16 protein-coding genes are annotated in these 21,427 nt (G+C 35.7%); 11 read left to right on the top strand and 5 right to left on the bottom strand.

Annotation, left to right across the window (positions count from 1 at the left end; all coding sequences use genetic code 11):
• The first annotated feature begins 8 nt into the window (after positions 1 to 8).
• Positions 9 to 1,295 carry a glutamate-1-semialdehyde 2,1-aminomutase gene (hemL, locus tag ACULEU_RS03130; protein ID WP_445454000.1) on the top strand — a complete coding sequence of 429 codons (1,287 nt, stop codon included), beginning with the start codon at positions 9 to 11 and terminating at the stop codon, positions 1,293 to 1,295.
• Between the two features lie 53 nt (positions 1,296 to 1,348).
• Here the strand turns inward: hemL and ACULEU_RS03135 are convergent, their stop codons facing one another.
• The 3 genes from ACULEU_RS03135 to lysS all read right to left on the bottom strand — a co-directional run bounded on the left by ACULEU_RS03135 (position 1,349) and on the right by lysS (position 3,991).
• Positions 1,349 to 1,687 carry a hypothetical protein gene (locus ACULEU_RS03135; protein ID WP_445454001.1) on the bottom strand — a complete coding sequence of 113 codons (339 nt, stop codon included), beginning with the start codon at positions 1,685 to 1,687 and terminating at the stop codon, positions 1,349 to 1,351.
• A gap of 87 nt (positions 1,688 to 1,774) precedes the next feature.
• Positions 1,775 to 2,194 (bottom strand): hypothetical protein, encoded by a 420-nt coding sequence (locus ACULEU_RS03140; RefSeq protein ID WP_445454002.1) that lies wholly within the window; start codon positions 2,192 to 2,194, stop codon positions 1,775 to 1,777.
• A 105-nt stretch (positions 2,195 to 2,299) separates the two neighbouring features.
• Entirely contained in the window at positions 2,300 to 3,991 is a 1,692-nt protein-coding gene (lysS, locus tag ACULEU_RS03145; RefSeq protein ID WP_445454003.1) for a lysine--tRNA ligase, read from the bottom strand.
• Positions 3,992 to 4,244: 253 nt separating this feature from the next.
• Here lysS and lipB point away from each other — a divergent pair, with 253 nt between their 5' ends.
• Positions 4,245 to 4,958, top strand: coding sequence for a lipoyl(octanoyl) transferase LipB (gene lipB / locus ACULEU_RS03150; RefSeq protein ID WP_445454004.1), 714 nt, complete (start codon positions 4,245 to 4,247; stop codon positions 4,956 to 4,958).
• Here the strand turns inward: lipB and ACULEU_RS03155 are convergent, their stop codons facing one another.
• Positions 4,959 to 5,558, bottom strand: a complete 600-nt coding sequence (locus ACULEU_RS03155; RefSeq protein WP_445454005.1) for a ribonuclease HII — start codon at positions 5,556 to 5,558, stop codon at positions 4,959 to 4,961.
• 182 nt (positions 5,559 to 5,740) lie between these two features.
• Here ACULEU_RS03155 and ACULEU_RS03160 point away from each other — a divergent pair, with 182 nt between their 5' ends.
• From ACULEU_RS03160 to ACULEU_RS03180, 5 genes are all read left to right on the top strand, one after another.
• On the top strand, positions 5,741 to 8,884 hold the full coding sequence (locus tag ACULEU_RS03160) for a SusC/RagA family TonB-linked outer membrane protein (protein ID WP_445454006.1): 3,144 nt from the start codon (positions 5,741 to 5,743) through the stop codon (positions 8,882 to 8,884).
• Between the two features lie 13 nt (positions 8,885 to 8,897).
• The gene (locus ACULEU_RS03165; protein WP_445454007.1) at positions 8,898 to 10,523 is read left to right on the top strand and encodes a RagB/SusD family nutrient uptake outer membrane protein; all 1,626 of its coding nucleotides are present in this window, start codon (positions 8,898 to 8,900) and stop codon (positions 10,521 to 10,523) included.
• Between the two features lie 68 nt (positions 10,524 to 10,591).
• The gene (locus ACULEU_RS03170; protein ID WP_445454008.1) at positions 10,592 to 12,457 is read left to right on the top strand and encodes a S8 family serine peptidase; all 1,866 of its coding nucleotides are present in this window, start codon (positions 10,592 to 10,594) and stop codon (positions 12,455 to 12,457) included.
• A 99-nt stretch (positions 12,458 to 12,556) separates the two neighbouring features.
• Positions 12,557 to 14,470 carry a putative porin gene (locus ACULEU_RS03175; protein ID WP_445454009.1) on the top strand — a complete coding sequence of 638 codons (1,914 nt, stop codon included), beginning with the start codon at positions 12,557 to 12,559 and terminating at the stop codon, positions 14,468 to 14,470.
• Positions 14,471 to 14,658: 188 nt separating this feature from the next.
• On the top strand, positions 14,659 to 16,020 hold the full coding sequence (locus ACULEU_RS03180; RefSeq protein WP_445454010.1) for a pyridoxal-phosphate dependent enzyme: 1,362 nt from the start codon (positions 14,659 to 14,661) through the stop codon (positions 16,018 to 16,020).
• Between the two features lie 81 nt (positions 16,021 to 16,101).
• Here ACULEU_RS03180 and ACULEU_RS03185 read toward each other — a convergent pair whose 3' ends face one another.
• Positions 16,102 to 17,748 (bottom strand): GLPGLI family protein, encoded by a 1,647-nt coding sequence (locus ACULEU_RS03185; protein WP_445454011.1) that lies wholly within the window; start codon positions 17,746 to 17,748, stop codon positions 16,102 to 16,104.
• Between the two features lie 58 nt (positions 17,749 to 17,806).
• Here ACULEU_RS03185 and ACULEU_RS03190 point away from each other — a divergent pair, with 58 nt between their 5' ends.
• The 4 genes from ACULEU_RS03190 to ACULEU_RS03205 are packed head-to-tail and all read left to right on the top strand — an operon-like array spanning position 17,807 to position 21,403.
• Positions 17,807 to 19,075, top strand: a complete 1,269-nt coding sequence (locus ACULEU_RS03190) for a DUF2851 family protein (protein ID WP_445454012.1) — start codon at positions 17,807 to 17,809, stop codon at positions 19,073 to 19,075.
• Positions 19,076 to 19,098: 23 nt separating this feature from the next.
• Positions 19,099 to 19,326 carry a PspC domain-containing protein gene (locus tag ACULEU_RS03195; RefSeq protein WP_121311682.1) on the top strand — a complete coding sequence of 76 codons (228 nt, stop codon included), beginning with the start codon at positions 19,099 to 19,101 and terminating at the stop codon, positions 19,324 to 19,326.
• 4 nt (positions 19,327 to 19,330) lie between these two features.
• On the top strand, positions 19,331 to 20,209 hold the full coding sequence (locus tag ACULEU_RS03200) for a helix-hairpin-helix domain-containing protein (protein ID WP_445454013.1): 879 nt from the start codon (positions 19,331 to 19,333) through the stop codon (positions 20,207 to 20,209).
• A 24-nt stretch (positions 20,210 to 20,233) separates the two neighbouring features.
• Positions 20,234 to 21,403 (top strand): acyl-CoA dehydrogenase family protein, encoded by a 1,170-nt coding sequence (locus tag ACULEU_RS03205; protein WP_445454014.1) that lies wholly within the window; start codon positions 20,234 to 20,236, stop codon positions 21,401 to 21,403.
• Positions 21,404 to 21,427 lie beyond the last annotated feature (24 nt).

A 21,427-nucleotide genomic window follows, 5' to 3' on the forward strand; every position in this document is an offset into this window, starting at 1 on the left:
TTTCAGATATGATGTATCAAAGAAGCAGTCAGCTATTTGCTGAAGCCGAAAAAGTAATTCCTGGCGGTGTAAATTCTCCAGTCAGAGCGTTTAAAGGTGTTGGTGGTACACCAATTTTTGCCAAAAGTGCTAAAGGTGCTTATTTGTATGATGAAGATGATAATCGCTTAATTGATTATATTAACTCTTGGGGTCCTATGATTCTTGGTCATGCGTATCAGCCCGTTGTTGATGCTATAATTGACAAAGCTCAAAAAGGAACTTCGTTTGGAATGCCTACCGAATTGGAGACAAAAATTGCAAAATTGGCCGTTTCGATGGTTCCGAATATTGACAAGATTCGTTTCGTAAATTCGGGTACCGAAGCCTGTATGAGTGCTATTCGCTTAGCTCGAGGTTTTACGAAAAGAGATAAAATCATAAAGTTTGCGGGTTGCTATCACGGTCATTCCGATTCATTCCTAATTCAAGCCGGAAGTGGCGCTAGTACTTTTGGAACGCCCAACTCGCCTGGAGTTACAGCAGGAACAGCAAAAGATACACTTTTAGCTACTTATAACGATTTAGAGAGTGTTAAGGCTTTGTTTGCTGCTAATGTAAATGAAATAGCTGCCATTATCATTGAACCTGTTGCGGGAAATATGGGTTGTGTTCCCCCAAAAGAGGGCTTTTTACAAGCATTACGACAGGTTTGTGATGATCATCAAGCTTTATTGATTTTTGATGAAGTAATGACGGGATTTCGATTAGCAAAAGGAGGCGTACAAGAGTTATATGGTATAAAAGCAGATATTGTTTGTTTCGGTAAAGTAATTGGAGGTGGTTTGCCTGTGGGCGCTTTTGCAGCTAGAAACGAAATTATGAATTATTTATCTCCACTAGGTCCAGTCTATCAAGCCGGAACATTGTCTGGGAATCCATTGGCGATGGCTGCTGGATTTGCTATGTTGCAGGCGTTGAATAACGATACAGCTGTTTTTAAAAGGTTGGACGAAAAGACCACTTACTTACACAAAGGTATCGCAAAAGTCTTGACTGATAATGCTGTAGATTTTACCATCAACAGAGTAGGTTCAATGATTTCTGTTCATTTTGATGCTAATCCTGTGTATGACTTTCAAACTGCGAAAAATGGCGATAATGAAACGTTTAAAAAGTTTTTTCACGGCATGTTAGCTGAGGGTGTATACATTGCTCCATCAGCTTATGAGACCTGGTTTATTACAGATGCTTTGACCTACGAAGATTTAGATTTTACTATTAATGCGGTCAATAAAGTGGCGAAAAGCTTATAAATAAAAAGTCCTCTTGTTGTGCAAGAGGACTTTTTATTTGAAAATTAAATTAACTAATTAATTAGTCGGTCTAATAAGTCTCTGTTTTTCTCTAGTTTTTCCATTTGATTTCCATCTAATGTGCCTCTGATTTTAGCTTCAACAACTCTAGACATTTCTGCTTTTCGTTCTTGTGGCGCATTTTTGTCATTTAAAACTTCAAACTTCGCTTCAAATAGTGGAATAAAGTTTAATGTTGTTGTCTTGTCAAGTCCGAGGTATTCGGATAGTTCCGAGGCTTGCTTTTTTGCTTTTTCGGAAGAACTCAAACCAACATAACCACTTTTATCTTGAGCGTTTGCATTTATCGAAAATGCCAATAATAATGTTAAAGCTGCAATTATTTTTTTCATTTTTAATGTTTTTAGTAGAATAATAACTCCAAAACTAAATTATTTTAATGGAAACTCAAAATTTATTTGTGCTAAGTTTTGGTAAAATTATTTAGAATCCCTTTTTTCTTTGCGATCTTGCATTCTTTCTTTAATCTTTTCTTTTTTGGCATCGCGATTTTTTTCCCACTTTTCAAATTGTTCTGGAGATAAAATTCGTTTCATATCAGAACTCAAAGCCGCTTGTTCTTTTTGCATATTCGCTTTCATTGCTGCTTTTTGTTTTTCCTTAGCATCTTTCATTTCTGCTTTTTTAGCTTCTCTTTTTTCAATCTGCTTCGTTGCGATAGCTCTGACTTCGGCTATTTGCTTTTCATTTAAATTCAATTCTTCAGTCATTTTTTTAACATGAAGATCTACTTTTTGTTCTGTTGATAATTTTTCTCTTCCGCCTCTTTTTCCTTGTTTTTCTTGTGCAAATGCTGTTATTCCAACAATCAGTAATGCAACGGCAAATAATTTTTTCATTTTGTTACTTTTTTTAATGTTAAGTCAATAGGACAATGATAGGTTTGAAAGGTTTAATCTTTAACAAAACTTTACAAAAAAAGAACTCCATGGAGTTCTTTTCAATTAGTTTAAAACAACTGTTTTGCTATCTCCATCAACGACTACTTTAGTCAAACCATGTTTAGATAATCCTTTTATAGCGGCATCCCATTTTTTTCCGCTTAGCATAGATTTGTCTTTAAGCTGTGATAAAAGTTGGTTATTTTCTGATTTTAATAAATTGATAATTAGTTTTTCATCCTCGGTCAATTCCAATTGTTTTTTCTCTGGTCTCATTTGAGGGAAGAACAACACTTCCTGAATCGATGGATTGTTGGTTAGAAACATAATCAATCTATCCATGCCAATTCCGAGTCCCGAAGTTGGTGGCATTCCATATTCTAGTGCTCTTAAAAAATCTTCATCTATAATTCCGTTGGCTTCATCATCACCTTTCTCTGCTAAAGCCATTTGTGCCTCAAAGCGTTCTCTTTGGTCAATAGGGTCATTTAACTCGGAATACGCATTGGCAATTTCTTTTCCGCATACCATTAACTCAAAACGTTCCGTTAATTCAGGATTATCACGATGTGATTTGCACAATGGTGACATTTCTTTAGGGTAATCTGTAATAAAGGTCGGCTGAATAAAGTTGCCTTCACATTTGGCGCCAAAAATTTCATCGATCAATTTTCCTTTACCCATGGTGTCGTCCACTTCAATGCCCATTCCTTTAGCAGCATCAAAAAGCTCCGCTTCTGTTTTGCCAGATATATCAAAACCTGTAAATTGTTTAATGGCATCGGTCATGGTAACTCGCGCATAAGGTGCTTTGAAGTTGACAGCATGTTCTCCAAAAACAGCTTCTGTAGTACCGTTTACTTCATTGGCACAATATTCTAAAAGGTTTTCGGTCATTTCCATCATCCAATTGTAGTCTTTGTAGGCTACATAAATTTCCATAGCAGTAAACTCAGGATTATGAGTTCTATCCATGCCTTCATTTCTAAAATTTTTTGAAAACTCATAAACACCGTCAAATCCACCCACAATCAATCTTTTCAGATACAATTCGTTGGCAATTCGCATATACAAAGGCATATCAAGGCTATTGTGATGTGTTATAAAAGGGCGCGCGGCTGCACCACCCGGAATCGATTGCAAAACGGGAGTTTCGACTTCCATATACCCAGCGGTGTTAAAAAACGTTCTCATCGCGGTGAACAATTTTGTTCTTTTTATGAAAACTTCTTTCACATGCGGATTTACCACTAAATCTACATAACGCATTCGGTAACGCAATTCAGCGTCGTTAAAAGCGTCATGCACTTTACCTTCTTCATCGGTTTTTGGTAAAGGCAATGGTCGAAGCGTTTTACTTAAAAACGTAAAATGGTCTACACGAATACATTGCGCACCAACCTGAGTCGTGAATAATTCACCTTCAATTCCGATAAAATCCCCTAAATCTGTTAATTTTTTAAAAACCTGATTGTACAGTGTTTTATCCTCTCCAGGACAAATAACATCGCGGTTCAAATACAATTGGATTCGGCCTTCACTGTCCTGCAATTCGGCAAAACAAGCCTTTCCCTGGTCTCTTACGCTCATCAAACGTCCGGCAACTACAACTTTCTTGCCATCTTCAAAATTTTCCTTAATTCCCTTTGAAGTATTTTTCACGGGAAATAAATCCGCTGGATAAGGGTTGATTCCGATGCCGCGCAAGGCGTTCAGTTTTTCTCTTCTGATGATTTCTTGTTCCGAAAGTTGCATATTAGGATTATCTTTAAGCGTGCAAAGATAGGGATAAGTGATAAAGTTTCAAAGTCTTTTCAGCTATTGACTATTGTTGATTCGTTTTGATTGGTTTTGATGGGTTTTGACCTGTTTTGATGGGTTGTTCGGGTGTTGTTCGGGTGTTGTTCGGGTCATGTTCGCAAAATGGGCCTGTTTTGCGAACAATACCCGAACAAAGGTGGGAGAAAACCCAATAGAAATTGTAATTTTGCTTTCTCATACATAGGAAATGAACAAAGAAATTCAACTGAAGGATTTAGGGAATAAAGATTATAAAGAAACTTGGGATTATCAGGAAGCTCTTTTCAAGGAAATCGTTGATGTCAAGTTAGAAAAGAGAGCGCATCCGGAATTAGTAACTCCCAATTACTTTTTGTTTGTAGCGCATCCACATGTTTACACTTTAGGAAAAAGCGGAGATATCTCTAATTTATTGCTCTCTGAAAAACAGCTTGAGGCAAAAGGAGCTACTTTTTATAAAATTAATCGCGGAGGTGATATTACGTACCATGGTCCAGGTCAAATCGTGGGCTATCCAATACTGGATTTAGAAAATTTCTTTACCGATATTCATAAGTATTTGCGTTTTTTAGAAGAGGCAATCATACTTACTTTAGCAGAATATAATATTGTGGGAACCCGAAGCGAAGGAGAGACCGGAGTCTGGCTTGATGTGGGAACGCCATTTGCCCGAAAAATTTGTGCCATGGGCGTACGAGCGAGTCGTTGGGTTACGATGCACGGATTTGCATTAAATGTCAACGCTAATCTTGGATATTTCGACAATATTATTCCCTGCGGAATAAAAGGGAAAGCCGTTACTTCAATGCATGTTGAATTAGGAAAAGCAGTAGATGAAGATGAAGTTAAAGCAAAAATAGTACGTCATTTCACAAATTTATTCGAAGCAAAAATGATTATTGCTGTCGATAGTAAATTTTAATCAAAGTTCAAATTTTAACTGTTCGGGTAACAATCGAAAACTCATGCGGTGGTACTTCGTTATGCCGTATTTTCTGATAGCTTCACGGTGTTCTGCTGTAGGGTAACCTTTATTTTTTTTCCAATTATACATTGGAAACTCTTCATGTATTTTTTCCATATAGGCATCTCTATAGGTTTTGGCCAACACCGATGCGGCAGCAATACTCATATATTTACTATCGCCTTTTATAATTGTGGAAAAGGGGATGTTTTTTACAGGTTTAAATCGGTTTCCATCAACAATAATGTAATCGGGTAGAGGATTGAGTTGAACAATACAGGCTTGCATCGCTTTGATTGACGCATTCAGGATATTTATTTCATCTATTATTTTGGGTTCGAGGTGCGTTACGACGAAGTCAATTGCTCTTTCTTTAATCAGAGGCTTCAATTTTTGTCTGACTTTTTCTGAAAGCTGTTTGGAGTCGTTTAATAAATCTAATTTAAAATCATCCGGAAGTATTATAGCGGCAGCAGTCACAGGACCGGCGAGACATCCTCGACCAGCTTCATCGGTACCGCATTCAATTTCGAAATTTGAGAATTTAAGATTGAGCATTGTTTTTTTATAAATGTAAATAAGTTAACGCAACTATTTATAAATAACTGCATCAGTAATTTAGAAAGGCCACTAAATTAAAAACATTTAACATATTTCAAACCTATTATTTAATGTTAATATTTGGTTAATTAATAAATAATTAAGAAGTTTGCAAAATAACTAACTCAAATAAAATTAATATGAGATCGAAGTTCAAATGGATTTTTACGCTATTATTGGCGTTATCAATGCAGTTTTCGTTTGCACAAGAGAAAACTGTAACAGGTGTTGTTTCAGATAAAACTGGACCTATTCCTGGTGCTAACATTGTTGTAAAAGGAACAACAAGAAGTGCACAAACAGATTTTGATGGAAAATATTCCATCAAAGCAAATCAAGGTGAAGTATTGATAATTTCGTTCACTGGTTACAACAATGCCACTATTACAGTTGGTGCTGCTAACAGCTACAATGTTTCTTTAAAAGAACAAAGTATAAAGTTGGAAGAGGTTGTGATATTAGGTTACGACAAAACGGCTACTAAGCCAAGATCTGTTGCGGCAAGTACTACTGTGTCTGCAGAAAGTATCAAAAACAGACCTAACGTAACGGTTTTGCAATCACTTGCGGGTAACGTTGCAGGTTTAAATGTAATTTCATCTTCTGGTTCTCCGGGTTCTGCAAAATTTGACCTTATCGTTAGAGGATTAGGTTCAGTTAACAGTTCTACTGAGCCACTTTATGTTGTTGATGGAGTTCCAACAAATTCAGTTGTTTTTAGAAATATTAATCCAGAAGATATTGAGTCAGCTACTATTTTAAGAGATGCCGCTTCAACTTCTATTTATGGTTCTAGATCTGCTAATGGTGTTGTTATTATTAAGACCAAAGGTGGTAAGTTTGAATCAAATCTTAAAATTTCATATACCAGTACTTATGGTATTTCTGAACTAACGAAAGACAAGTATAATTTAATGAACTCTAGTCAGTTATTAAGATTACAAAGAGATAACAATATTAGTGCAGGTGCGGGAAATAACGCTTTGTTAAATAGCTTTCTTGGTAGAGACCCTAGTAACAACACTCCGTTGACGGATGCGGAAATTGCAAGAGCTCCTAATACAGATTGGAGAGATGTGTTTTTTACTACATCACAAACTCAAACGCACAACCTTAGTTTAACTGCTGGAGGTAAAAATCTTAACAACTTTACCTCTATAAGTTATACTGAACAAGATGGTATTGTTAAAACTACTAACTTTAAAAGATTTACTTACAGAACCAATTTAACTGGAAAAAGTAACAACGACAAATTTAATTACGGAACTAATTTGACATTAGCTTTGTCTAAAAGACGTCAGTTAGGTCAAGAGACTAATGCCAATGTAAATAATAACGTTGTTCAGAATCCATTATTGGGGTCTTTAACAGGTGTTCCTTATTTTGCTGATGACTTTTACCCAGGAAGTGGTCAAGGTTTGTTCGATTTGATTGGTACGGACTTTGATGGTGGAAATACAACTCTTGTGTTGCAGGATCTATTGCAAGATGGTAATCAGCCTAACCAATTCACTGAACTTAAAGTATTAGCAAATGCTAATGCTAGTTATAAATTAGGTAAATATTTTACTATTGGTACTAGATTTGGTGTTGACTATAATGTGTCTGATAGAGTGTTTGCTAGAGCACCTTGGTCTTATTTAGCTATTGCTGTAAGAGAAACTAGTGGGCCACTGCCTTTTGGTGGTTTTGAAACTAGAACAACGGACAGAGATTTTGGATTTAACATTGTAAATAGCTTAAAATTCTCAAAAGTATTTGCTGAGAAACATACCATTGATGCTGGTATTTACATGGAATACATTAAAGGATATCAAACTATCAACTCAAATACACAAAATGGTTTAGATTTATTAACCTATGCATTTGGAGCTGGTACTGGTTGGACAAACGTTGGAGCTAATTTTCCGGCATTAAGACCAACTAACCTTGCTGTAAAAAACCAAGGAGGTATTTATTCTAATTTTGCCTCATTAACGTACGATTATAATGATAAATATGGTATTGATGCTGTAATTAGAAGAGACGCTAGTTATCGTTTTGTTGATGATTTCAAATGGGGTACGTTTTGGTCTGTAGGTGGTAGATGGAATATTGACAAAGAAAACTTCATGAAGAATTCTCTTTTCAATATGTTAAAATTAAGAGTATCTTATGGTATACAAGGAAATCAAAATCTTGAGTTTGCTGGAAATGGAGTAAATCCACTATATCCTGCTGATAATAGAGTTAGAGATTTAATTGCCACAGGTACAGGATATGGAAATGCTGGTGCCTATGGTTTGGGTGGCAATTTTATTGGCTCACAGTTTGGTAATAATACACTACAGTGGGAAGAACAAACAATGGCTAACATTGGTTTAGATTTTGGTTTGTGGAAAGACAGAGTTACTGGTAATGTTGATGTTTACAAAAGAGTTACTGATAAATTATTTTTAGATAAAAGATTATCTGCTGCTGCCGGTGCAGGTACATCTTTGCCTGGAAACAATGGTTCTTTGGAAAATAGCGGTATCGAATTGGCGTTGAAATGGAAAATTGTAAGAAATGACAATTTCAACCTTGAAGTATTTGCAAATGGTTCTTATAACAAGAATGAATATACAGATGTTGAAACCTTTGAAAACCCAGGAGCCAACGTAATAGAGGAAAATGGAAGTCAAATTAATGAATATTGGGTTGTTCCTTATGCTGGTGTGAATCCTGCAAATGGTAACTTATTGTTTGTAGCTGCTGATGGTAGTTTAACAGAGACTCCTGATGATGTGGATAGAAGAAAAACAGGAAAAAGTTATATTCCAATTTACCAAGGAGGTTTTGGTTTAAACATGGATTATAAAGGATTCTTTTTAGATTCTCAATTTGCCTATGCATTTGAACAATACAGATTTGATTATGCACAATTATGGTTGAACTCGTTCAATACATTTGCTGCAGATAACAACATGTCAACAGATATCTTAAATGCATGGACACCAACCAATACTAATACAAATGTACCGGCATTAAATGCAGCTAACTTTGACTTAGGAAGCGATTTTTCTGATCAATGGTTAAAAGACGCATCTTACATTAGATTGAAAAATTTAAGTTTTGGATATAATTTCAGTAAGAAAATGCTTGAGAAATCAGTATTGTCTTCTCTTAAACTTTTTGTACAAGCGGAGAACTTATACACATGGACTAAATGGAGAGGTTTTGATCCGGATTTCGGTTCTACTAGTAGTGTTGGTTCTTTCCCTACGCCGAAAACAGTATCTTTTGGTGTAAATGTTGAATTTTAAAAAAAAATATATTATGAAAAGAATAAAAGTAATTTTTATCTCTACTTTCTTTGCCTTTTTTATGTTGTCTTCGTGTGAAGATGCTTATAACATTGTGCAGGATGGAGAATTGACAGAAGCAGATATTAATAGTGTTGAAGAAATGCAACAATATTTTAATGGTTTTTATGGTCGTGTTTCTATATCTGATCAAATTGGATTTACAGGTATTTTTACGGATGAATGTAGTGTTGGTCGTGGAAATGGTGGACAGAATAAAAGTCTTCACCGTTTTTTCCTAACTACAGGAGAGCAATTTGCTAGTGATATTTGGTTTGATAATTATGAGACTATTAACAGAGCAAATAGACTTTTGAGAATTGCAGCTAATAATCTTGAGGTTCCGACTGATCCAACAGAATTAGCTACCTATAATTCAATATTGGCGCAAACACGAGCTTTAAGAGCTTTTAGTTATTTCCAATTGTTGACTTACTTTTCAACAGATTTGACAGATGATGATGCTCTTGGCGTTATGTTATTCACTAATGTTCCGGGAGCTGGGGATTTTTATCCTAGAGTTGCTAATGGTTTAGTTTTTGCTCAAATCGAAGATGATTTGAATTTTGCTTTCAATAATGTTAGTCCTACTGCAACATACAAATTTGTTACAAAAGAGATGATTAACGCTTTGAGAGCCAGAATGTACTTGTACAGAGGTAACTATACATTAGCAAAACAGTATGCTCAAGACGTGATTACTAATTCTGGACTTTCACTTACAGTTGCTACTCCAGTTACGCCGCCATCACCAGCACCAACCAATCCTTTTTACAGCGTTGCTGTTGGAGGGCCTACTCACCCTAGTGCTGGTGCTCCCACACCTGCATGGAATACAGCATTCTATGGTGCTACTAATCCACCGAGTCCTTACAGAAGAATGTGGCAAGATATAGATCGTGGAGAAGTAATATGGGCACTTGACAGACCAACTGCAGGTACTTGGGAAGCCGTTGCTGCTAACTTCACTACTAACAATACAACAATTTCAGGTTCACCTTTGTATGAGGTAAGTAGAGCCTTGTTTAATAAATTTACGGCTACTCCTGGTGATGTTAGAAGGTATGCAAATGTTGATCCAACTAGTTTGATAAATCAAACTTATGCTACAAGTTCAAATTACATTGCAACTGATGTACTTGTTATAGACAAGTATCCTGGTAAAGGAGCATTTCCAACTAGAAACGATATTAAAGTTTTTAGACTTTCAGAAATGTATTTTATTTTAGCGGAGTGTTTAGCTAATGAAGGTAATATCAATGGTACTTCTAACTCTGTGGCTTCTGTTATTAAACAAATTAGAGATGCTAGAAATTTCTTAGGCCCTCAACCTTTACCTGTTTATGCTAATGCTACTGAGGCTTTATCAGGTATTTTAGCTGAAAGAAGATTAGAATTGTGCTTTGAAGCTCACAGATATATTGATATCAAAAGATTAGGGCCTGTAACTGGAGAAACTTTTGATAGAGATGATACCGATGATGATATCTTAGGCCAACCATTATCAATTCCGAATAACGACTACAGATTTACGTTGCCTATTCCATTGGATGAGCTTGTTGCTAATCCAAATATCCAACAAAATCCTGGTTATCTATAATATTTAAAATATCATTAATTTAAAAACCTTTTTCTTTTTAGAAAAAGGTTTTTTTAAAAAACTGCGTTATGAAAAGTTTAATTGTATTTCTTCTTTTTACTATTTGTATTCATAGTCAAACTGTTTCTGAGAGACAAAAAATTGTCAGTAGTTACAATGCGGCAGAAATTACTGTTTTAAAAAATGAGGCGGATGATTTTAATCGCATTCAACAAAAAAGAGTGGCAGATTATAAAAAACAGCATCCTTTTCTTGAAAGCGAATTATTGTCTTTGCAAAGGATTGAGGATGATGGAACTCCAATTTTTTACACTACTTTTAATCAGGGTTCATCCGTAACTATGGGCACCAATAAAATGTATCCAGGTGGAAGTTTAGGCCTTAGTGTTACTGGTGCCGGAATGACAGCAGGTGTTTGGGATGGTGGAAAAGTTAGAGATACGCATCAAGAGTTTTCAGGAGGAAAAATTATTTTAGGTGATGCGTCCGCAACATTAAGTGCTCACGGTACTCATGTTACAGGTACGATTGTAGCTTCAGGCTTTAGTGCCTCAAGAAGAGGTATCGCTTATGGTGCTCAAGCAAGAACGTATGATTGGACTTCCGATTATAATGAATTTCTAGCCTTTGGTGCAGAAGGATTTTTAGTTTCTAATCATTCTTATGGTTATGTAGCCTCTGGATTAACAGAAGCGAAGTTTGGAGCCTATGATACTTCATCACTTCAAATCGATAATGTTTCAAATGTCTCTCCATACTATCAAATTGTCGTTGCTGCAGGTAATGACAGAGATGATTTTACTGTTAATCAAGTCAATAACAAAGGCGGATATGATTTATTAACAGGTTTTGGTACTTCTAAAAATGCGCTTGTTGTCGCAGCTGTAAATGGTGTAACTAATTACACTAATGAAAGTAGTGTAGTAATGAGTGATTTCAGTAATTACGGACCTACTGATGATGGAAGAATCAAACCAGATATTGCAGCTAAAGGTGTTGGTGTGAGTTCATGTACTAGCAATACAAATACATCTTATGATGTTTTTCAGGGAACCTCTATGGCAGCTCCAGCAATTGCAGGATTAGTGTTAATGTTACAAAAACACTACAACAATCTTAATGCTACAAACTACATGAGAGCTTCTACAGTTCGTGGTTTGATATGTCATTCGGCGAAAGAAGCTGGTTTTTATCCAGGTCCTGATTATGAATTTGGTTGGGGTTTGGCTAATGCAGAATTAGCAGCGAATATTATCACCAACAGAAATAGTAGTACGGTTTTGGAAGAGAATACTTTGTCAACAAGTCAAACATTTACCAAACAAATTTCAATTTCATCAACTCAAAAATTATCGGTTTCGATTTGTTGGACTGATCCAAATGGGCAAGTTAATATCTCTGGTGACATTGATAATAGAGCACCAAGACTCAGAAACAATTTAGATTTAAAAGTTTTAAAAGATGGAAACATTTTTTATCCATGGAAATTAGATCCGATTGATCCTGCAACTGGAGCAACAAACTTTTCAGACAACGATGTAGATAATATTGAAAAAGTTGAAATACTTGGTGCTGAACCAGGTGTCTACACCATTCAGGTTACTCACAAAGGTGCCACTTTATTGGGAGGTTCTCAGGTGTTTTCATTAATTGCTAATGCAACAAATGGGTTAAGTTTAAACACTCGTGACTACGAATATGACAATAGTGTTTTTGTTTATCCTAATCCAGCCAATAATGTATTGAACTTTGATGTTAAAAATGATATCACTATTTCTAGCGTTTCCATAAATGATATTTCAGGTAAGGAAATTTACAGAGCTACCAATAGCATTACCAATTCAATAGATATTTCGAATCTTTCATCAGGAGTGTATTTTGCAACATTCACTTCAGATAACAATTCAGTGACCAAAAAGTTTATTAAAGAATAGTTTTTATTCTTTTACTATTTTTAAAACCACCTTTATGGTGGTTTTTTTATGATTTTATTACAAATTGTTTTGTGTATTTTTGCTTCGAAATATATTATGATGAAATACCTATTAACTGTCTTCTTACTTTTGGTCTTTTCTGGTGGTTATTCCCAGACACAAACGGATGATACGACCAAGAGTACTCCAGTGAAACAGCCCAAAGCAGCTTATGATCAATACAGGATTATAACGTTGCAAAAAGATACTACTTATGTTGATACCTCGTTGTCTATTAGAAAAGAATACGAATTCAATTATTTGCGGAAAGACATTTTTGGACTTTTGCCCTTTGCTAATGAAGGTCAAACCTATGCCACGTTAGATTTTGGACTTAAAAAAAATCAATCTTTCCCCGAAATTGGCTTTTCAGGAAAACAGTTCAACTATATGAAAGTTGACGATATTAACTATTATTCAGTGGCAACACCAGTTACCGAATTGTATTTTAAAACTGTAATGGAGCAAGGACAATCGGTTGATGCATTTATTACGGTGAATACTTCGGAAAGATTTAACATGTCTGTTGCCTTCAAAGGTTTGCGTTCGTTAGGGAAATATGTTAATCAGCTTTCCAGCACAGGAAACTTCAGGTTCACATCTAGTTATAATACCATAAACAAAAGATACTATTTAAACTTCCATTTCACAGGACAAGATTTTTTAAACGGTGAGAATGGTGGCTTAACAACCATTGAAGATTTTGAAGGTGAAGACGGCGCTTTTACCAACCGTGCCCGACTAGAAGTCTACCTTAGAGATGCTAAAAGTTTTATGAAAGGGAAACGGTTCTTCTTTGATCATAACTTCCGAATCAATGGTAAAAATGCCAATAACAATTTATATATAGCACACCAATTCAATTACGAAAACAAATTTTTTGAATACAACCAAAATACGGTGCTTTCATCAGTTGGGAATACGGCTGTCAGACGTTTTGGGGATTCTTATGTAACGGCCAATATCAATGATAAAACGCGCTTCAACAGAATGTACAATAAAGTAGGCGCTATCTATGAAAATAAACTACTCGGAAAGTTTCAGTTTTTTGCCGAAGATTTCAGATACAATTATTATTTTGATAAAGTACTGGTTCTAGAGTCGGGTGTTGTCCCAAGTTCCTTAAACGATGAAATCAATACCGTTGGTGGACAATACGAATACAGAAAGAATAAATGGAACGGAGTTTTTACCTATTCCAATTCTATCTCAAACCAACCGATGTCCAATCTGGACGCTGTTCTGAATTACAAACTGAATGATAAAAATGAGTTCGTGTTCCAGTATCAAATGATCAGTAAGATTCCGGATCACATTTATAATTTATATCAAAGTAGCTATGTTGATTACAATTGGTACAACGATTTTAAGAACGAAAAAATTAATAACATCGAGGCTACTGCCAAAACCCAATGGTTTACAGCTTCGATGCAAATCAGTTCCATCAAGAATCATTTGTTCTTTAGTAACGATGCCACTATTGATCGCCAACAAATAATCTCCCCAAAACAATACGACAAAACCATAAACTACCTATCTGTAAAAGTCAGTCGTGAGTTCAAATGGTGGAAATTGGCTTTGGACAACACCATTCTGTATCAAAAAGTAGATCAAGAGGATGCTGTTCTGAATGTACCTCAAATTACTACTAGAAACTCTTTGTATTACACGGACTATTTCTTCAAGAAAGCCTTGTATATTCAATCCGGATTCACATTCAATTACTTTACGAAATTCTACATCAACGATTATAATCCGGTTACTACCGAATTCTTTGTACAAAACGAAAAAGAGGTCGGCGAATTCCCAATGCTTGACTTTTTTGTCAATGCGCGAATCCGTCAAACGCGTATTTTCCTTAAAGTAGAGCATTTAAACTCCAGAATGACCGGGAACAACTTCTATTCAGCGCCCAATTATCCTTATCGCGATTTCATGATACGTTTTGGTGTGGTGTGGAATTTCTTCCAGTAAAAGTCAGGAACGAATCGTTTGGGATGTATCGGTTAGCGCAATTCCTGCCTTGCGCACTACAAGGTAGTTGCTGCAGTCAGGGTTAGTGAATTAACCATTTGAATTTTTGTAAACCTTGTAAATAGCATTACATTTGTCACAAACAATAGGAATCAATTTTCTTTTTTCTATACTCTATTATCTATACAATGAAATACGCAGAAAACATATTAGGGACTATCGGAAACACACCTTTAGTAAAACTCAACAAAGTTATAGCCGGAATAGACGCATTGGTTTTAGCCAAAGTGGAAACCTTCAATCCCGGTAATTCGGTTAAAGACAGAATGGCCCTCAAAATGGTAGAAGATGCCGAGGCAGACGGAAGACTACAACCAGGTGGAACCATCATCGAAGGAACCTCCGGAAATACCGGAATGGGATTAGCGCTTGCCGCAATTGTCAAAGGATACAAATGTATTTTTGTAATCACCGACAAACAATCCAAAGAAAAAATGGATATCCTGCGTGCCGTTGGTGCTAAAGTAGTGGTGTGTCCAACAGATGTTGAGCCTACCGACCCGCGTTCGTATTACTCGGTTTCCAAAAGATTAAGCACCGAAATTCCAAATTCTTGGTACGTAAATCAATATGATAATCCATCCAATGCCATTGCCCATTATGAGCAAACAGGGCCCGAAATTTGGGAGCAAACGGAAGGAAAGATTACCCATTTTGTAGTTGGAGTAGGAACAGGTGGCACTATTTCAGGAACTGGAAAATATCTAAAAGAGAAAAATCCAAATATCAAGATTTGGGGAATTGACACTTACGGTTCGGTATTCAAAAAATACCACGAAACCGGAATTTTTGACGAAAACGAAATCTATTCCTATATCACTGAAGGTATCGGTGAAGATATTCTACCATTAAACGTAGACTTTTCAATTATTGATGGGTTTACAAAAGTAACGGATAAGGACGCTGCTGTATACACTCGAAGAATTGCATTAGAAGAAGGCATTTTTGTTGGGAATTCAGCTGGTTCTTGTATCAAAGGATTACACCAACTTAAAGAACACTTCAAGCCCGAAGACGTAGTTGTTGTGTTGTTTCACGACTCTGGAAGTCGTTATGTAGGGAAAATGTTCAATGACGATTGGATGCGTGAACGAGGCTTTTTAGACGAGGACATCACTAAAGCTGAAGACGTTATCAAAGACCATAAAGACAAACCACTAGTGATAGTGCGTACAGAAGAATTAGTGTCGCACGCTATCGATCGTTTAAAGAAATATAACATCTCCCAAATTCCGGTTATTGACACCACAGGGTTTGTAGGTAGTTTAGACGAAACCGATTTGTTCCGAAGTTATGTCGAAGATAAAAATATCGCCGACAAACCAATTCGAGAAATTATGGGCAAACCATACCCAATAGTAAATGCGAATGCACCCATCGAGGAAATTTCCAAGTTAATCAATAAAGACAATCAAGCCGTCTTGGTTGATTTAGGAAATGGGAAGTATCATATTATTACGAAACACGATATAATTAGTTCTATCAAGTAAATTTTTATAGAAGAAAGAAGCAAGAGTCAAGAAGCAAGATTTAAAAGTCTTTTTTCTTGACTCTTGCTTCTTTTCTCTTTTTTATTCTCCTATCAAAACACCCGAAATATTCCAAGAACTGAAACTTCCTCCTTCGGGTAAACCTTGTGGGATTTTTATTTGCACCGAATGATTTCCGGCTTCCAAATCTCCTAAATCTATAAATATGGGATTGGTTACGGTGCCCGGACACCAATTGGCTCTGCTGTAATCAGAAGATGATAATCCGTTAGGGAAATTCCCCGATGCCGGATTCGATAAACGATACGATCCACAATCCTGACGCCATGGTGTAAAACTAAATGTTTCTTTATCGTCTACATAAAGGGTGTTTTTCTTAGGAACAAACTCATCACCATTTTCCCAACCGCCATGTCCGGTAGTAATATAACGAAGCTTGCAGTTTTTCATGGGTTTGTCCAAGCTAAAAGTAACTTGCAAACCTTTGTCGATGTTGAACATGGTGCCATATTCCTGTCCAGCCATTTCCATAATATTGTTGGTGCAGAACAGCGGCACAATTTGGGTAGGCTTGACTTTCGTTTCTTCTTCCGTATGAATGGTAATGTTGGCAGTTACTTTATGACCGCCTTTATCATAATTGCCAATGTTAATTCCTATCCAAACCTCCTGATCACTTAACAAAGTTCGTAAATCAGAAACATCTTGACGGTAGAATACATTATCCGCCCAAGTCTTATCTTTCAGTTGCAATGTATTGTACTGTTTTACGCCAAATGGAGTATAAAAGCGCATCAATTCGACCACAGGATTATAATCGGCAGTAGCCACTACACCCTGATATTCTTTACCATTTCCGTTAGTATATACCGGCAATGTCTTCGCTCCATTTTTTAAACCATCCAAGAATGAAATGGCTTTGTCAGTCGGAATCATAAAAAAGGAACCTGTCCTGTCGTAGGCATCTCCATTGGATTGTTCAGTTATATCTATAAAAATCTGACTTCCTACTTTAATTTCTGGTATCTTCATTTTTCGAACCGCGATAGTTCCATTTGCAAACCGCAGAATGGAATCGTTTGATTTTGATGCATCGGAAAAATTGATGATTTGGTCTTTAAAAACATTGATTGTCGTGAAGCGACTTTTCCAAAGTAAATCTTTATAACTTAAGGCATCGGTCACTTTTTTCCATTGTTGCATGGCTGGAAACACTTTTACCTTTTCTATATTTTTTGCAGTGACAACGAAATTACCATTGCGAACCATTTCCAAAACCAATCCTAGATTCTGACCTAAAACGGTTGGTGCGCCTTTTACTTTTAAATCATTAGTATACCAAAATTCGATGGTGTTGGAGTTGATAATCGTTTTCGCTTTTTTACAGGTATAGCCAAGTATCTTTTTAGTATCATTTAAAAATTCAAAAGTTTGTTTTGCCAATGATGTACTATCTTTAGTGCTTATGATTTCTTTATTCAGATTAGCTATTTGTATAAAGGAATCGGAACTTCTGTCCAATAATGTCTGTTCAAACGGTAAAGAAGCTTTTCTATTTACAATAGCTTCCGAAGTAATAAAAGTATGTTGCAAATTAGTATAAACCAAAATAGGATCTTGATTTTCGATAAGGCTTCCATTAGAATATTTTAGATAAGTGATTTTATAGTTTTGGCAATAAGCACTTCCGAAAACAAGTAGTGTCAGCATTAAAAGTAACTTTTTCATTACATAAAGTTTTTATTGCATCAGTAAATTTCTTACTTTAGATGAAAAATTAGGAATTGTGAAAGAAGACTTTCTTCATTATGTATGGCAATATAAGAAGTTTGATTTTTCAAACCTAACAACTATTGCTGGTGAATCGCTAATCATTCATAATACAGGTAGTTATTTACGACAATCAGGGCCAGATTTTTTTAACGCTCAAATTAGTATCAACCAACAAAAATGGGCAGGTAATATTGAAATTCATGTCAAATCATCCGACTGGTATTTGCATCATCATGAAAAAGATGTGAATTATGATACGGTAATTTTACATGTGGTTTGGGAACATGACCATCCGGTTTTTAGAAAAGACAACAGCGAAATTCCGGTTTTGGAACTTAGAAACTATATTTCAGAAGAAACTTTAGCCAACTATAAAGCTTTGTTGGCACCAAAGTCATGGATTTACTGCGAAAACCAATTGGCCACTATAGATAATTTTGCATGGAGTAATTGGCAGGAACGCTTGTTTCTTGAACGTTTGGAGCGAAAGTATGTTTCGGTCGAGCAACTTTTATCGGAAACTAATAATGATTGGGAAGCTGTTTTATTCTTGATGTTGTCTAAGAATTTCGGCTTGAATACCAACGGAGAATCTTTTTTAAAAATAGCCAAAGCGATTCCGTTTTCTATTGTCAGAAAAGAACGACTGGAGTTACAGCACTTAGAAAGTTTGCTTTTCGGAAGAGCAGCTCTTATTCCGGAAGATTGTCAAGATAACTATACTAAAAGCTTGAAGGAAGTTTATGCTTATTTGGAACAAAAATATCAAATGCAAAAAGTAATGATTCCTCCTGTAGCATTTTTTAAGCATCGTCCTGATAATTTTCCAACGATACGTTTGGCGCAACTGGCTATGGTGTATCACAAAGAGCAACATTTATTTTCCATGGTAATAGGCGCTAAATGTTTGAAAGATTTGTATCAACTATTTGATGTTGCACCATCGGATTATTGGCAAAATCATTATCAATTTGACAAAGAAAGTCCGACTAAAAAGAAGCAACTTTCAAAAGCATTCATCGATTTACTCGTGATTAACACAATCATTCCGATTCAGTTTGCTTATGCCAAAAGTCACGGTAAAGAAATTTCAGAAGTGTTACTGAGTTTACTCAAAGAAATAGATGCCGAGAAAAATGCTGTCATTGATAAGTTTGCGATCTTTGAAGTAAAAGCTACAAATGCTTTTGAAACACAATCGCTGTTACAACTGAAAAATGAATACTGTTCTTTGGGGAAATGTTTGCAGTGCGCTATTGGAATTCAGCTTCTAAAACAGTAATTTTAACCTTTAAAATCAAAAAAATGTCACCTGTAATTCAGCTAAAATACTTTTTCGAAAAACATGGTTTTCACGTGTCTTCCCGATTGGCGGATAAGCTTGGGATGAGGGCTTCTAACGTCAGATTGTTTTTTATCTACATTACTTTTGTAACGGCAGGCTTATGGTTTGGCGTGTATTTGACACTGGCTTTTTGGATAAAATTGAAAGATTTGATTCGAGGTAAAAGAACGTCTGTTTTTGATTTATAAGACTATGACAAAAAAAACATTTCTAGATTCCGTTTTAAGGTATTCGAAAAGTCAACGCATCGGAATACTGCTTTTTTTTCTGATGATACTTTCTGCTCAGGGGATTTATTATGGCTATGATTTTACTAAAACTGACAATGTAGATCATGAACAATCAAAATGGCTGGCGAATCAAAGTTTGATTGACAGTTTAAAATTGGAACAGAAAAATTACAAACCCACTATCTATCCGTTTAACCCCAATTTTATTACTGACTTTAAAGGTTATAAGCTGGGAATGTCAGTGGACGAAATTGACCGATTGTTGGATTACAGAAAGCAAAATAAGTTTGTAAATTCGGCTCAGGAATTTCAAGCCGTAACTAAAGTTTCGGATTCTTTATTGAAAATCATGGCTCCTTACTTTAAATTCCCCGATTGGGTAAAAAACAAAAAGAGCGAAGCAACATCCTATACTAAAAATACGTATGCTAGAGTGGATAAGATTGTAGTTTTAGATATCAATCAGGCAACAAAAGAAGATTTGATGAAGGTTTACGGTATTGGCGATAAAATTTCAGATAGAATTTTGGAGCAAAAACAAAAATTAGGCGCTTTTGTTTCTATGGAGCAGATGCAGGATATTTGGGGATTATCGCCCGAAGTTATTGAAAAAATGAATGGTTCTTTTGTAGTTAAAAATACAGTCAACGCCAAAAAAATAAATATCAACGATGCCTCAGTCAAAGAGTTAAGTCAATTCCCGTTTTTTAGATATTCTTTAGCAAAAGAGATTGTGATTTTTAGGACGATGAACGGTAGTATCAAAATTGAGGATTTGCCAAAAATTAAAGGATTTCCTGTTGATAAGATAAAAATAATTGCCTTATATTTGGAATTCTAAAAAAAAATAAAATTGCCGACTGCTATGAATTCATTATACTTTACCGAAGAACACGAATTATTTAGACAAAGTTTTAAAGAATTTTTGCGAACAGAAGTGGTGCCTCATATTGAAAATTGGGAAAAAACCGGTACAATCGAACGCTTTATTTGGAAAAAGTTTGGAGAAATGGGTTTTTTCGGAATTGCCTATCCTGAGGCTTATGGCGGAATGAATTTGGATTTGTTTTACACCGTTGTTTTTTTAGAAGAGCTGCAAAAAATTAAATCTTCAGGGTTTGCTGCAGCGATGTGGGCTCATGCTTATTTAGCGATGACCCATTTGAATGCTGAGGGAGATGATCGTATTAAACAAGAGTATTTAGCACCAAGTATTGCGGGTGAGAAAATAGGAGCTTTATGTATTTCGGAACCTTTTGGTGGAAGTGATGTAGCGGGTATGAAAACCACAGCTGTTAAGAAAGGAAGTAGTTATATTCTTAACGGATCAAAAACATTTATCACGAATGGTGTTTATGCCGATTATTATATAGTAGCGGCAAAAACGAGTCCAGATAAAGGAAATAAAGGAATTAGTATATTTTTGGTAGACACCAATCTTAAAGGAATTTCGGCAACAAAGTTGGATAAATTAGGATGGAGAGCTTCTGATACTGCTGAAATAGCTTTTGATAATGTAGAAATTCCGGAAGGAAATTTAATGGGTGAAGAAGGAAAAGGATTCCCTTACATCATGCAACATTTTGCTTTAGAGCGATTAATTATGGCTATCAATGCCCATGCAAGAGCCGAATATGCTATTGATTATACCATTGATTACATGTCACAACGGGAAGCTTTTGGAACGACGATTAATAAATTTCAAGCGTTACGACATACCATGGTTGATCACGCCACGGAAGTGGAGCACTGTAAAGTATTCAATTATGCAGCCGTTGCGCGCTTAAATAAAGGAGAATATGTGGTTAAGGAAGCCACTATGGCCAAACTAAAATCTACCAAAGTAGCTGACGAAGCTATTTACAGTTGTTTGCAAATGTTAGGCGGATATGGTTATATGGAAGAATATCCTTTGGCTCGTTTGCTTAGAGATAGTCGATTAGGCCCTATTGGCGGTGGAACTTCAGAAATTTTGAGAGAGATTTTGTCTAAAATGATTATTGATAAACAGAACTATCAGCCAGCTGTGAAATAGTTTTTTGAAGTTATAACTGTTTGA

The sequence above is a fragment of the Flavobacterium sp. 25HG05S-40 genome, from assembly GCF_052654735.1.

Bases quoted from the DNA above. Each gene is read 5' to 3' on its own strand.
- ACULEU_RS03135 (WP_445454001.1), bottom strand. From the start codon at position 1,687: ATGAAAAAAATAATTGCAGCTTTAACATTATTATTGGCATTTTCGATA.
- ACULEU_RS03170 (WP_445454008.1), top strand. From the start codon at position 10,592: ATGAAAAGTTTAATTGTATTTCTTCTTTTTACTATTTGTATTCATAGT.
- ACULEU_RS03175 (WP_445454009.1), top strand. From the start codon at position 12,557: ATGAAATACCTATTAACTGTCTTCTTACTTTTGGTCTTTTCTGGTGGT.
- lipB (WP_445454004.1), top strand. From the start codon at position 4,245: ATGAACAAAGAAATTCAACTGAAGGATTTAGGGAATAAAGATTATAAA.
- ACULEU_RS03160 (WP_445454006.1), top strand. From the start codon at position 5,741: ATGAGATCGAAGTTCAAATGGATTTTTACGCTATTATTGGCGTTATCA.
- ACULEU_RS03155 (WP_445454005.1), bottom strand. From the start codon at position 5,558: ATGCTCAATCTTAAATTCTCAAATTTCGAAATTGAATGCGGTACCGAT.
- lysS (WP_445454003.1), bottom strand. From the start codon at position 3,991: ATGCAACTTTCGGAACAAGAAATCATCAGAAGAGAAAAACTGAACGCC.
- hemL (WP_445454000.1), top strand. From the start codon at position 9: ATGATGTATCAAAGAAGCAGTCAGCTATTTGCTGAAGCCGAAAAAGTA.
- ACULEU_RS03205 (WP_445454014.1), top strand. From the start codon at position 20,234: ATGAATTCATTATACTTTACCGAAGAACACGAATTATTTAGACAAAGT.
- ACULEU_RS03185 (WP_445454011.1), bottom strand. From the start codon at position 17,748: ATGAAAAAGTTACTTTTAATGCTGACACTACTTGTTTTCGGAAGTGCT.
- ACULEU_RS03165 (WP_445454007.1), top strand. From the start codon at position 8,898: ATGAAAAGAATAAAAGTAATTTTTATCTCTACTTTCTTTGCCTTTTTT.
- ACULEU_RS03195 (WP_121311682.1), top strand. From the start codon at position 19,099: ATGTCACCTGTAATTCAGCTAAAATACTTTTTCGAAAAACATGGTTTT.
- ACULEU_RS03140 (WP_445454002.1), bottom strand. From the start codon at position 2,194: ATGAAAAAATTATTTGCCGTTGCATTACTGATTGTTGGAATAACAGCA.
- ACULEU_RS03180 (WP_445454010.1), top strand. From the start codon at position 14,659: ATGAAATACGCAGAAAACATATTAGGGACTATCGGAAACACACCTTTA.
- ACULEU_RS03200 (WP_445454013.1), top strand. From the start codon at position 19,331: ATGACAAAAAAAACATTTCTAGATTCCGTTTTAAGGTATTCGAAAAGT.